Source organism: Pseudorhodoplanes sp., assembly GCF_050250235.1.
Classification (GTDB): domain Bacteria; phylum Pseudomonadota; class Alphaproteobacteria; order Rhizobiales; family Xanthobacteraceae; genus Pseudorhodoplanes.
In genome coordinates, this window is sequence record NZ_JBFWPA010000072.1 from 19,644 (window position 1) to 32,650 (window position 13,007).

Consider the following 13,007-nt stretch of genomic DNA (forward strand, 5'->3'; position numbering starts at 1 on the left):
ATGCAGCCGCGTCATTTCCCGCCCTGCGAGGCGGTGATGTTCTCGCCGGCCCGCATCTTGGCGATGGTGCTGCGCTATTGGTATCTGCTGCGCTCATCATGGCCCCGCCTGCTCGAACTGGTCTATTGGCCGGCCGTGCAGATGCTGATGTGGGGCTTCCTGCAGCTTTACGTGTCGGAGAATGCCGGGTTCTTCGCCAAGGCCGGCGGTACCTTCATCGGCGCGGTGCTGCTGTGGGACATCCTGTTCCGCGGCCAGCTCGGCTTCTCGATCTCGTTCCTGGAGGAGATGTGGGCGCGCAACATGGGCAACCTGATGATGAGCCCCTTACGTCCGGGCGAGTTCATCGGCGCGCTGATGATCATGAGCCTGGTGCGGCTTGCGATCGGCATGGTGCCGGTGACGATCATGGCGATCGCGTTCTTCGACTTCAACCTCTACAGCCTCGGCCTCGCGCTCGCGGTGTTCTTCATGAATCTCATCCTCACCAGCTGGGCCGTGGGGATCCTGGTCTCCGGAATCGTGCTGCGCAACGGCATGGGCGCCGAAAGCATGGCCTGGACCATCATGTTCCTGCTGCTGCCGCTGACCTGCGTCTATTACCCGGTTTCGGTGCTACCGGGCTGGCTGCAGCCGCTCGCCTGGGCCCTGCCGCCGACCTACGTATTCGAGGGCATGCGGGCATTGCTGATCGATCATAGCTTCCGCGCCGACCTGATGATCTGGGCCTTCGCCCTCAATGCTGCTTATTTTATCGCCGCCGTTATTGGGTTTCTTGCGCTTCTGCACTCCGCCCGGACCGCGGGATCGCTGATGCAGGCTGGCGAATGACCATTTCGTAATCAGTTGAGAATGTCATTCGCCTATATTGACGGCGTGAACAAAAGGCCGGATGTTGCGTTGCAACAGATTGCTGGAGCCCAGAGACCGCACGTAATGCCGGAAAAAAACATCGCCATCGGGGAATTTGGCGCCGCACCTGATCTTCCCGCCGAGGCGGGGCCCGTCCTGTCCACTGGCATGTACTGGTTTTACGAGTTGAGCCACGCGGCGCTCAATCCCGCGCGTGCGTTTTCCGATGTGACGCGTCTCTATCTCAAGAATCCGCTCAATCCCTGGTCCCATACGACCTTCGGCAAGACGGTCGCGGCATCCGCCGAAATGTTCGAGCGTTTCACGAGGCGCTACAGCAAGCCGGACTGGAATATTCACAGCACCGTTGTCGGCGGCGAACGCGTCGATGTGCATATCACCCCGGTCTGGGAGCGGCCGTTCTGCCGGCTGCTGCATTTCGAGCGCGTGCTGAAAAATCCGCCGCGCCGTCCGCAGCCCAAGGTCGTGATCGTGGCGCCGATGTCGGGCCATTACGCCACGCTGCTGCGCGGCACCGTCGAGGCGTTCCTGCCGAACCATGACGTCTACATCACCGAATGGGTCGATGCGCGCCTGGTGCCGCTGTCGGAGGGCCGCTTCGATCTCGACGACTATATCGATTACCTGATCTCGATCCTGCACGCGCTGGGCGGCGATTGTCATCTCATTGCGGTCTGTCAGCCCTCGGTACCGGTGCTGGCGGCGGTGGCGCGCATGGAAGCGGAGCGCGACCCCTATGTGCCGCATTCGATGGTGCTGATGGGCGGCCCGATCGACACCCGCGTCAATCCGACCGGCGTCAACCAGCTCGCCGAGAACCGCGGCGTCGACTGGTTCCGGCGCAATGTCATCACCAAGGTGCCGTTCCCGCATCCGGGCGTCATGCGCGATGTCTATCCGGGCTTCCTGCAGCTCAACGGCTTCGTCAGCATGAATCTCGACCGCCATCTCGACGCGCACAAGGAGCTGTTCTTCAATCTCGTCAAGGGCGACGGCGATTCCGCGCAGAAGCACCGCGAATTCTACGATGAATATCTCGCGGTCATGGACCTGACCGCCGAATTCTATCTGCAGACCGTCGACACCGTGTTCGTGAAGCATCTGCTGCCGAAGGGCGAGATGATGCATCGCGGGGTTCGGATCGATCCGTCCGCCATCCGCAATGTCGCGCTGCTCACCGTCGAGGGCGAGAAGGATGATATCTCCGGCCTCGGCCAGACCGAAGCCGCGCACAAGCTGTGCACCAACATTCCCCCGGACCGGAAGGCGCATTACGTGCAGCCCGGCGTCGGCCATTACGGCGTGTTCAACGGCTCGCGCTTCCGTTCCGAGATCGCGCCGCGCATCGCGGATTTCGTGCTGACGGCCCAGAGCGGTAAGGGGAAGGCGGCGGCCCGGCCGTATCCGCGGGTTGTCGCGCGCGCGGTGTCGTGAGCGCTTCTCAGGCCCGTGCGACCAGATAACGGAACAAGCCTATATTCTTCGTGCGAAATGGTGTCGCTCCTATTTTCGGGGATCGATGCGCGAAGGGGCGCCAACGAAGCAAAGGCACACGAAGCAGCCGCGGAGAGAATAATTCTTGGAATATTTTTCTTGAATTTCGTCGTCACGAGTGTTAGTGATGGGCGGGCCATCAGGAGTCTCCCATGCCCGACCGAACGCTGAATGAGACGCTCGAAGCGATTGGTGATGGCTCGCTGGATGAATTGGCCGAGATCGTCCGGGCGGGCCACGCCCGCTACTCGGGTTACGACGCTGCTATCCTACTGGAGTTGGACGTGCGCGCGCAGGCCGCTTGCACCTATTGCCATATGCACGCCGAGGCAGAGCGCCGCTTGCTTGATCGGGAGGGAGTTCGTCCCATCGATTATAGTGGTGGGTTGAAGCTTTGGCTCTACGAGAAGGCGAATGTCGTCGTGCGTCTGAAAAAAATGGATGAGGACGGCAGATCGAGCAATTATCCGACCAAGCAGGCCAGAGACTACGATGCACAACGAGAATTGCCTGGCTTACCATTGCCGCCGGTGAGGCTGACTGCTGGGTATTGGCTGGATCGTACCGGCCAAATCATCAATCGTGTCCAGATCGCCCGGCCGAATGGTCGACGTGTGCCGACATGGTGTGCGGCCATCGTCCCGCAGGAAGAACGCGTCGCCGGAGAACAAATCTGGATTGATGTTACTCGCCAGCGAGGCTTTGGCGGCGGCCTATAGGGAGGCCGCGATGGAAAAATTCAATCATCATATGCTCACGCTCGCGCGTGACTCGCGCGGGCTTACGCAGGTTGAATTGTCAATGCAACTCGGCATCATGCAGGGCACGCTTTCGAAGTATGAAACGGGCCTTCAAGAGCCGCCGGCCGAGGTTGTGAGGGCTCTGTCGGAAGCGCTCGGGTATCCCCAAGCGTTTTTCTATGAAATCGGACGTCCCTACGGACTGCCACCGTTTCACTACCGGCGACGAAAGAAGCTATCAGCCAAAGCCCTCGCTCGAATCGTGGCCGAGATGAACATTCGGCGGATGCATCTTGCGAAACTGCTTATTTCTTTTAGCTGGAAGACTAATGCATTTATTCCGGAGATCGATCCGGATGAATACCGAGGTCGCGGAAAGGGCGCACTTACGGTGGATGACGCGGCGCGATCTCTTCGCGAGATGTGGATGCTTCCATCTGGCCCGATCGACAACATGGTGCAGCTTATTGAGGATAATGGCGGCGTCGTTATACCATGTGACTTCGGAAGCGACCTGATTGACGCCATGAGTCAGCGGATCGAGGGACTTCCTGTCCTCTTCTTCGTCAACGTGAACGCGCCAACGGATCGCCTGCGGCTGACCTTGGCTCACGAACTTGGGCACATGGTGCTTCACACCATCACAGTTAAAAGCGATGAGGAAATGGAGGACGAGGCTGACGCGTTCGCAGGAGCGTTTTTGCTTCCCGCCGATGAAATTCGTCCGCAATTGCGCCGATTTGACCTACGGCAACTCGCGAATCTGAAGCGGTATTGGAAGGTCTCAATGGCTGCTCTTGCGGTGAGAGCAGATCGCCTGATGCTTATCACACCATATCAATCAAAGATGTTTTGGATCGAAATGGGAAAACTCGGCTACCGGAAGCGGGAGCCCAATGAGCCACCCAAGGAGCATCCGAATCTGCTTCGACAAATAATCTCTTTCCACCTAAAAAAACTCGGCTACAGCGTTCCGGAAATGGCCAAGCTATTGCATCTGAGGAGCGCTGAATTTCAGGAGATGTATCGTGCTGAAATTCTTGGCGACCCGTATCAGGGTTCGCAGCCGAAATTGCGACTTGTGAAGTGAAGCCAGCCGTCGCCAAGGCCCTTGACAATATTCCTATTAGTATTATAGTCCTATAACCTTGCTCACGGAGGGGCGCCGTCCGGAGGCGTTCTTGATGGCGGAGCGAAGGTGCGGCGCCTGCTGTCTGTCTCGCACGCAGACACCGGGAGGCCTCGGGACCCCGCTCTACGGGCACTACGACCCGTGCGCGAGGAGCCTCGCTGAACGGCCTGCGCCCGGTCGGCACAGGTACGCAAACGCGGCCCGGGGCCTGTATGCGGAGCAGCGCTTCGCAGAAAGAACGCCGCCTGGACGGTGCGCCGAGAGGCGGCTGTGTCCCGGCAGATGTTTGCGCAGACGGCGTGAACTGGTCTGCGTGGGATGCAGCTTTCAGGAACGGCCCTGCGTCTGTCGGCGCGCCGTCCGCCCCTCTCCTGCAGACCGGAGGTTTCCGGTTTGCGTCAGCCCCCGCCAACCCGGATGCTGAAAAGCATCGCGGCGCCGATGATTCGCGGCCGCATGAAAAAGTGAATTCGGGATCGGCCTTCGCCACGCTAAGAAATGAATATAAATCCACTCTTTCAATCAACATCTGGCGTCTGCGGCGTCGTCTCATACCTCAGCAAGCGTCTGTTTTATTTTTTGCCGGAGGGGATGTTTGGCAACCGGTCTATGGCACACTGGCAGGCCGAAGCAGTCGAGGGTGACATGACGCTCCGCGCGCTCCTGTACCGGCGGCCAACCGAACCGAAGGCGATTCAGGTCGTCCACGACAAGAATATCTATCTGGTGCGGGTGCGCCGTCACCGGCAGGCGCGCCGCTACACCCTGCGGATTCAGGCCGCCACCCGCGAGGTGGTGCTGACCATGCCGCCGCGCGGTTGTCTGAAGGAGGCGAAGGAATTCGCCCAGAAGCACGGCGGCTGGATCGCTTCGCGGCTGCACCGTCTGCCCAAGGCCGAGCCGTTCGCGCACAGCGCGATCGTTCCGCTGCGCGGGCAGCCGCACCGGATCGTGCATCGACAGGGCGCGCGCGGCACGGTGTGGACCGAGATCGCCGACGACGGCGAGCGCAGGCTCTGCGTCGCCGGCGAGGCGCCCCATGTCGACCGCCGGGTCGGCGATTTCCTGCGCCGCGAGGCCAAGAACGATCTCGAGCGCGCCAGCCGCGCCTTCGCCGAGCGGCTGGGGGTCGCGGTGAAGCATGTCTCGATCCGCGATCCGTCGAGCCGCTGGGGCTCCTGCTCGACCACGGGCGTGCTGTCCTATTCCTGGCGGCTCATTCTCGCGCCATCGTTCGTGCTGGATTATCTTGCCGCCCATGAGGTCGCCCATCTGGTCGAGATGAATCACTCGCCGCGGTTCTGGCGGCTGGTGGATCGCCTCTGCCCGAATGTGAGGCGTGCAAAAGCGTGGCTTGACATGTATGGCACCGAGCTTCACCGCTATGGCTTGCCGCGCGTCCGGATCGAGCCGGACGTTCCGGTGAGTGGAAGGCGCCGCGCACGGCGTTAGACGAGACGCCGCTCTCAGCCGATGTTGAAGCCCGATACGTTTGCGCTCACGGCGCTGCTTGCTGCATTGACCGCGCTCGCGCCGCTCTCCACCGATCTCTATCTGCCGACACTGCCCGATATTGGCCGCGCTTTCGGGGTCTCGCCATCGCAGGTGCAGCTCACGCTGTCGGCCTATCTCGTCGGCTTCGCGCTGGGACAGATCGGCTATGGCCCGATCTCGGACTGGTATGGTCGTCGATCCGGGCTCCTTGTGGCGCTGGCCTGCTATTGCCTCGGCAGCCTCATCTGCGCCGTTGCGCCCACGATCGAAGTGCTGATCGGCGCGCGCGTGCTGCAGGCTTTCGGCGGCTCGGGCGCGATCGTGCTGGCCCGCGCCGTGGTGCGCGACTTCTACAGCGGGGCGCGGGCCGGCAAGGAATTGTCGATGATGGGCCTCGTCATGGCGTTCGGTCCGGTTTCGGCGCCGCTGATCGGCGGCGGGCTGCACGCGCTGTTTGGCTGGCGCTCCGCCTTCGCCGCGCTGCTCGCCTTCGGGCTTGCGCTCACGGTGACGGTCGCGCGCAAGCTGCCCGAGACGCTCGCCGAAAAGCCGGACGAACGGATGTCGCTGTCGTCGATGCTCGCGGGATACCGCGACCTCGTCCGCATCCGGGATTTCAATCTGTATCTGATGATCGGCGCGGCGTCGTATACCGGACTGATCGCGTGGCTCGCGGCGATGCCGTTCATCTATCACAACCGCTTCGGCCTGACGCCGTTTTTGATGTCGCTGTCGATCTCTGCCAGTGCGGTCGGCTATCTGATCGGAACCATGATCGCAACCCGGATCGTGGTGCGCGCGGGCATCATCCGCACCATGGGCATGGGCGCCATGGTGATGCTGGCCGGAGCGCTCGCCATCTGCGGCGCGGTTGCGATGGACTTCGACACGGTGATCCCGGCAACGGTCGCGGTCGGCATCAATCTGGTCGGCTTTGGCCTGTTGTTTCCGCAGGCGATCGCGGGCGGGCTGTCCTGCGCGGCCGGGCGCGCCGGTGCCGCGTCATCGCTGCTCGGATTTGCGCCGCAGGTGAGCGCGGCAATTCTCAGCGCGTGGGTGGTGTCGAAGATCGCGTCGGGTGCATGGCCGGCCGCGCTCGCGGTGCTGGCGATGGCGCTGCTGGTGCTGCTGCTGTGGTTGCTGCTGCAGCGCGCCAGGCGATCGCCATCAGCTAGCTGCGTTTCCCCTTCTTGATCGCTTCGTCAAGTTCCTTTTCAAGCTCCTCCAGTTCCTCCAGTTCCTCTTCGAGCTCCTTCTGCATTTTCTCCAGCGTTTCAAGACGTTTGTTCTCGGCATCGGCTTCCGCCTTCGTCTTGCTGCAGAAGCCGATGACCTTGTCGCAACTGACGATGCCTTTGGCCGACAGGCACTTGGCGCGTGCCGCCTCGCGTGTGGCGCCGCTCCCCCAGCCCACCAGTCCGCTGTTCTTGCGGCCGGTGCCGGTGGCGATGAATCCGCAGCCGCCAAATTGCCAGTTGCTGACAATCCGGCAGGGAAAATTGCGAGGCTCGCCCTTCATGCAGGATTCCATCGCGTTCTTGCGCGCGATCTCGGGCGAGCTGCCGCCGCCTGTGCCGATGGACACATGGCTGGTGCTGCCGCGCTTCTGAATGCCGGCCGCCGCCGCGCCGTGCGTGGTTTGCGCGAGGGCGACGTGCGGAAGGAGGATGAAAGCAAGTGCGGCGATGCCGGAAAGCGGGCTGAGCATTGCGGTTCACGATTGGCTGTAGACTGGGACCGGATTGTCAAAGGCCGAGGGGTCTACATTCTTGCCGCAATCAATGCCGGTGACAATCTCCGGGCGGCCTCCGCCTCGATGGAAAAGGCCTCACCGGCGCCCCAGCAACCGGTCGAGCAGCCAGCTATCCATCCCGTCGCCGCGGCTCGCGGCTGCCGGCTGCGCGCGCCCCGGGATCGAACCGGGCGGCACCGGCGCGCCGATCGAACGGGGCGGTGCCGGATGCGAGAGCGGGGCGCCATGCCCATACGTTTCTGCCTGCATGCCGGGATAGGGCAGCGTGATGCCGCCATGCACGCCGGGCAGGCTCGCGACCGGCACATTGCGATGGGCATTCTTCATGAAGCGCGCCCAGATTTCGGTCGGCAGTCCGCCCCCGGTCATTTTTTTCGTCGGCGAGGAATCATCGTTGCCAAGCCATACCCCGGTTATGAGCTGCGCGGTGTAGCCGATGAACCAGCCGTCGCGGAAATCCTGGCTGGTGCCGGTCTTGCCGGCAGCCGGTCGGCCGCCAAGGTCGGCCTTGCGTCCGGTGCCGGTCGCAAGCGTCTCCTGCATCATCGCATTCATCATCGCGACGTATTGCGGCTCGACGACCTGGCCGAGGCTTTGCGGGCGGCGCTGATAGCGGACCTTGCCGTCCTTGCCGCGGATGCTTTCGACCACATGCGGCGTGATCGCCATGCCGTTATTGGCGAAGGTCGCGAATGCCGACACCATTTCGAGCACCGAGACCTCGGAGGTGCCGAGCGCGATCGAGGCATTGGGTTCGAGCTTGGAGGCGATGCCAAGGCGATGGGCCGTGCGGGTCACCGCGGTCGGGCCGAATTCGAGCGTCAGCCGCACCGACACCGTATTGAGCGACATTGCGAGCGCCTGAGTGAGCGTGACCGGGCCGTAATACTCGCGCGTGTAGTTTTCCGGTCTCCAGCCCTTGATGACGATCGGCCGATCCTCCCGCACCGTCTGCGGGTTCAGTCCACGTTCCAGCGCGGTAAGATAGACGAAAGGCTTGAACGCGGAGCCGGGCTGGCGCTTCGCCGCCACCGCGCGGTTGAACTGGCTTTCGGAATAGTCGCGACCGCCCACCATGGCGCGGACGGCCCCGTCAGGCGACAGCGCCACGATCGCGCCCTGCTCGACGCCAAGCTTGCCGCCGCGCATCGCAAGTTCTTCCGACAATGCCTGCTCGGCGAAAAGCTGAAGCGCCGGATCGATCGAAGTCTCGACCACGATATCGTCCTCGACCCGACCGATCAGGTCGTCCAGCACATCCATGATCCAGTCGGCGACGTAATTGATGGAGCCCGTCGTCCGCTGTTTCAGCGCATGCGCAGGCTGTGCGATCGCTGTCGCAGCCGCCTTGTCGCTGATGAATCCCGCATCCGACATCGCGGTGAGCACCACCTGTGCGCGCCGCTCGGCGCCATTCGGATTGCGGGTCGGCGCGAGCCGCGAGGGCGAGCGGACCAGGCCCGCAAGCATCGCCGCTTCGGACAAATTCATCTCGCGCGCATGCTTGCCGAAATAGCGCTGTGCGGCGGCCTCGACCCCGTAGGCGCCGGCGCCGAAATAGACGCGGTTCAGATAGAGTTCGAGAATCTCGTTCTTGGTGAATTTGCGTTCGAGCCACAATGCCAGCACAAGCTCCTGAATCTTGCGCGAGAAGGTTCGCTCCTGGGTCAGGAACAGGTTCTTGGCGAGCTGCTGTGTGATCGTGGAGCCGCCCTGCGACACGCCGCGATGCAGCAGGTTCGTGATTGCGGCGCGCGCGATGCCGATCGGGTCCACCCCGAAATGCCAATCGAACCGCCGGTCTTCGATCGCGATGAATGCCTGCGGCACGTGCTTCGGCAATTCCCGCAATTTGGCCGATACCCCGCTGTCGCCGCGGACCGCGAGGATGCGTCCGTCCGTGCCGGCGATCTGAATCGAAGGCGGCCGCTTGGGCACCTCCAGCGACTGGATCGCCGGCATATGAGCGCCAACCCAGGCGACCAGACCGACGCCGGCAATCACGGCCCAGAGCGCCAGCACGACGCTCCAATAGACCAGGCGTCCCAGCGCCGAACGGCGGCGGCCTTGCCGGCCGGAGCTCTTCTTGTGTGACGGTTGCGACTTTTGTGGAAGCGGCTTCGCGACGCGACGCTGCGTCGCGGGCTTCCTGCCGCGACGTTCGCAGTCCTCGCTTGCAGCAAGCCGTTCGTTCGGATCAGCGCGCAACTCGCGGTTGGGGACGCCGACGTCGAACTTTGGCTCGCGGCGTACGGACTTGCCCTTCCGCCCCACAGCGCTCCCCCCGCCGGATAGCCGCCGACGGTCGCCGCCGTGCGGATCGGCGATCGACGCTACGGGACCCGGTTTAAGGGTGGGTTAAGGGCTTGTTGCGCGCTTGCGACGCATCGGCGCAACGCGACCAAGCGCCGGGAAAACAGGGCTTTCCGCATTCTCAACCCGCATCTTTTGTGCATGATCCGCAGGCGACCGGGCTGACCGGTGGTTCAAACTCTGGGGAATTTCGATATGCGCAAAGGCGCTCTGCTGCTTGCTCTTGCTATCGCCGCCGCACCAACGGCCGCTCTCGCACAAAAGGCCAAGGCTCCAGCCGACCCGAACGCGGCCGGCAAGAAGTTCGTCTACAATCTGTCGATGCAGCCGTATTATGCGTGGCAGAGCATCTGGGTCGCGAAGCCCGCGCCCAAGAAGTAATCCGGACGCAGCCAATCTCTCACGGGCGCCGAAGCGGTTGTTTCGGCGCCCTTTTTCGTCCGGCGTCATCTCGCTGGCGGAATTCGGGTCCCCGGCGACCATCCTCAACGCGAGGCGGCTGCCTTGCCGGCCTCGGCCGAAGCGGGTTGGGAAAACAGCGCGAGCAGTGCACGCTTGATGGCGGCTTGCCGCGTGGGTGAGGCGATTTTCGCGCCGAGCAGGTCGGTGACATAGAACACGTCGACCACGCGCTCGCCGAAGGTCGCGACATGCGCCGACGTGATATTGAGCGAGAGTTTCGAGATGGTCGCGGTCACCTCATAGAGCAATCCCGGCCGGTCAAGGCCCGTGACCTCCACCACCGTGTAGCGATTTGACCATTCATTGTTGATATTGACCTCCGGCTCGAGCGCGAAGGCTTTCAGTCGGCCCTTCGGCGCGCGGCGCGCGACGATGTCCGGCAGCTTGATCTCGCCGCGCAGCGCCTTCTCGATGGTGTCGGCGATTCTGCCTGCGCGTCGTCCCTCATCCTCGTCATGCTCGAATTCACGCGTCAGCGAGATGGTGTCAAGCGCAAGCCCGTCGGTGGTGGTGTAGATCTGCGCGTCGACAATATTGCTGTGCGCGACCGCGCAGGCGCCGGCAATGATCGAAAGCAACCGCGGATGGTCGGGCGCGATCACGGTGAGTTCGGTTACGCCGCGCGCGGCATCGAACGAAACCTGGCTGGCAAGTGTGCGTCCGGCGCTCCAGGCATCGCGCAGGAAATGCGCGTGAGCGATCTTGCGTGGCAGGTCAACCTTGAGCCAATAGGCCGGGTAATGCCGCGCGATATAGCCGTCGATCTCCTGGACCGGCCAGTCCCGCATCGCTTCGCGGAACTCGGCCTGCGCTATGGCCACGCGCCGTTCCCGATTGACCTCCGAGAAACCGCCGGTCAGCACCGGTTCGGTCTCGTAATACAGCGTGCGCAGGAGTTGCGCCTTCCAGCCGTTCCATACGCCGGGCCCGACTGCGCGGATATCGGCCGTGGTGAGCACCAGCAGAAGTTTGAGGCGGTCGAGCGACTGCACGATCGCGGCGAAATTTTCGATGGTCTTGCGGTCCGACAGGTCTCGCGATTGCGCGACGGTGGACATGACAAGGTGATTCTCGATCAGCCAGGCGACGGTCTCGGTCTCGGCGTTGCTGAGCCCGAGGCGCGGACAAAACCGTCTCGCGACCCGCGCGCCGGCCACCGAATGATCCTCGACCCGCCCCTTGGCGATGTCGTGCAGAAACAAGGTGATGCGAAGCAGCGAACGCTGTCGCGGCGACAGCTTCTTCACGAGTTCGTTGGCAAGCCCGTATTCGTCGTTGGCGCCGGCCTCGATCTCGGAGATCACTCCCATGCAGCGGATCAGGTGTTCGTCGACCGTGTAATGATGATACATGTTGAACTGCATCATCGCGACCACGCGGCCGAAAGCGCGCACGAACGCGCCAAGCACGCCCGCCTCGTTCATGCGCCGCAGCACGGTTTCGACATCATGGTGCGAGGTCATGATCTCGAAGAACAGCCGGTTGGCTTCGGGTGTCTCGCGCAGCTCCTTGCTGACGAATGACAGCGACCGCGCGGCGGTTCGCATCGCATCCGGGTGGAACGCCAGATTGTGCTTCTGCGCGAGATAGAAAATCCGTATCAGATTGACCGGATCGCGCGCGAATACGTCCGGTTTGGCGATATTGATGCGGTTGTTGTCGACGATGAAATCGTCGGATTCGCTGAGCGCGCGGCGGCCGGCATTCGGACGCAAGCGCGTCATCATGCGCCCGAGCATTGGCGCAGGCTTGGTGTGATTGGCTTCCAGCGCCGCGCACAGGATGGCGGTGAGATCGCCGACATGCTTTGCGGTCAGGAAATAGTGCTTCATGAAACGCTCGACATCCCGCAAGCCGGGATGCTCGGTATAGCCCAGCCTGACCGCGATCTCGCGCTGGATGTCGAACGACAGGCGCTCCTCCGCACGGCCGGTAACGAAATGCATGTGGCAGCGCACCGACCACAGAAACTCCTCGCAGCGCCGGAACAGCTTCAACTCGTCGTGGTCGAACACCCCGTGATCGACGAGGTCTTCCACGTTGCGGGCGCGGTAGACGTATTTGCCGATCCAGAACAGGGTATGCAGGTCGCGCAGGCCGCCCTTGCCATCCTTGACATTGGGCTCGACCAGGTAGCGCGACTGGCCGGCCCGGCGCAGCCGCTCTTCGCGTTCCGCGAGCTTGGCCGCTACGAATTCAGCCGCGGTGCCCTGCACCACATTGCGGTCGAAGCGCGCCACCAGTTCGTCGAAAAGCGCGCGATCGCCGTTCAGAAAGCGGGATTCCAGAATTGCGGTGCGGATCGTCATGTCGGCCTTGGCCTGACGCACGCATTCGTCGACCGATCGCGTTGCGTGTCCGACCTTCAGCCCCATGTCCCAGAGGCAATACAGGATCGCTTCGGCGACCGATTCTCCCCACGCCGTCTGCTTGTAAGGCAGCACGAACAGGAGGTCGATGTCCGAGCCCGGCGCCAGCAGACCCCGGCCGTAGCCGCCGGTCGCGACCACCGCCATGCGTTCGGCCTCCGACGGGTTCTCGGAGGGGTAAAGCCACTTCCCGGCAAATTCGAACAGGACGCGGATCACCTCATCCTGCATCGCGCAAAGCCGTTCAGCGCAGCGGCGTCCATGCCGATCCTTTTGCAGGAGCTGCTCGGCCTTTTCGCGCCCGCGAGAAAGCTCGCCTTTCATGAACTGCGCCACCGCCGTGCGCATTTCGCTTTCGCGCCCGGACTAGGCCGCGG

The 13,007-nt window shown here is 62.9% G+C and carries 9 protein-coding genes and 1 pseudogene; 7 read left to right on the forward strand and 3 right to left on the reverse strand.

Annotated elements, in window-relative coordinates; translation table 11 throughout:
- The 6 genes from AB7F49_RS25150 (at position 1) to AB7F49_RS25175 (ending at position 6,927) form a co-directional block, all read left to right on the forward strand.
- Complete coding sequence (locus AB7F49_RS25150) at positions 1 to 831, forward strand: ABC transporter permease (protein WP_428527502.1); 831 nt, start codon at positions 1 to 3, stop codon at positions 829 to 831.
- A 105-nt stretch (positions 832 to 936) separates the two neighbouring features.
- On the forward strand, positions 937 to 2,307 hold the full coding sequence (locus AB7F49_RS25155) for a polyhydroxyalkanoate depolymerase (RefSeq protein WP_428527484.1): 1,371 nt from the start codon (positions 937 to 939) through the stop codon (positions 2,305 to 2,307).
- A gap of 212 nt (positions 2,308 to 2,519) precedes the next feature.
- Entirely contained in the window at positions 2,520 to 3,086 is a 567-nt protein-coding gene (locus AB7F49_RS25160; protein WP_428527486.1) for a hypothetical protein, read from the forward strand.
- Positions 3,049 to 4,197, forward strand: coding sequence for a helix-turn-helix domain-containing protein (locus tag AB7F49_RS25165; protein WP_428527488.1), 1,149 nt, complete (start codon positions 3,049 to 3,051; stop codon positions 4,195 to 4,197). The genes AB7F49_RS25160 and AB7F49_RS25165 overlap by 38 nt, the downstream gene beginning before the upstream one ends.
- A 651-nt stretch (positions 4,198 to 4,848) precedes the next feature.
- Positions 4,849 to 5,691: a M48 family metallopeptidase gene (locus AB7F49_RS25170; protein ID WP_428527490.1), complete on the forward strand. Its 843-nt coding sequence runs from the start codon at positions 4,849 to 4,851 to the stop codon at positions 5,689 to 5,691.
- 21 nt (positions 5,692 to 5,712) lie between these two features.
- Positions 5,713 to 6,927, forward strand: a complete 1,215-nt coding sequence (locus AB7F49_RS25175) for a multidrug effflux MFS transporter (protein ID WP_428527492.1) — start codon at positions 5,713 to 5,715, stop codon at positions 6,925 to 6,927.
- On the opposite strand, the gene AB7F49_RS25180 is transcribed toward AB7F49_RS25175, so the two are convergent.
- Both AB7F49_RS25180 and AB7F49_RS25185 read right to left on the reverse strand, forming a co-directional pair.
- Entirely contained in the window at positions 6,905 to 7,441 is a 537-nt protein-coding gene (locus tag AB7F49_RS25180) for a hypothetical protein (RefSeq protein WP_428527494.1), read from the reverse strand. The genes AB7F49_RS25175 and AB7F49_RS25180 overlap by 23 nt on opposite strands.
- A 120-nt stretch (positions 7,442 to 7,561) precedes the next feature.
- Positions 7,562 to 9,760 (reverse strand): transglycosylase domain-containing protein, encoded by a 2,199-nt coding sequence (locus AB7F49_RS25185; protein ID WP_428527496.1) that lies wholly within the window; start codon positions 9,758 to 9,760, stop codon positions 7,562 to 7,564.
- Positions 9,761 to 9,994: 234 nt separating this feature from the next.
- Between AB7F49_RS25185 and AB7F49_RS25190 the strand changes: the two genes are divergently transcribed.
- On the forward strand, positions 9,995 to 10,180 hold the full coding sequence (locus AB7F49_RS25190) for a hypothetical protein (RefSeq protein WP_428527498.1): 186 nt from the start codon (positions 9,995 to 9,997) through the stop codon (positions 10,178 to 10,180).
- A gap of 104 nt (positions 10,181 to 10,284) precedes the next feature.
- Here the strand turns inward: AB7F49_RS25190 and AB7F49_RS25195 are convergent.
- A pseudogene (locus tag AB7F49_RS25195) lies at positions 10,285 to 12,996 on the reverse strand ([protein-PII] uridylyltransferase); the annotation flags it as partial.
- Between the last annotated feature and the right edge of the window lie 11 nt (positions 12,997 to 13,007).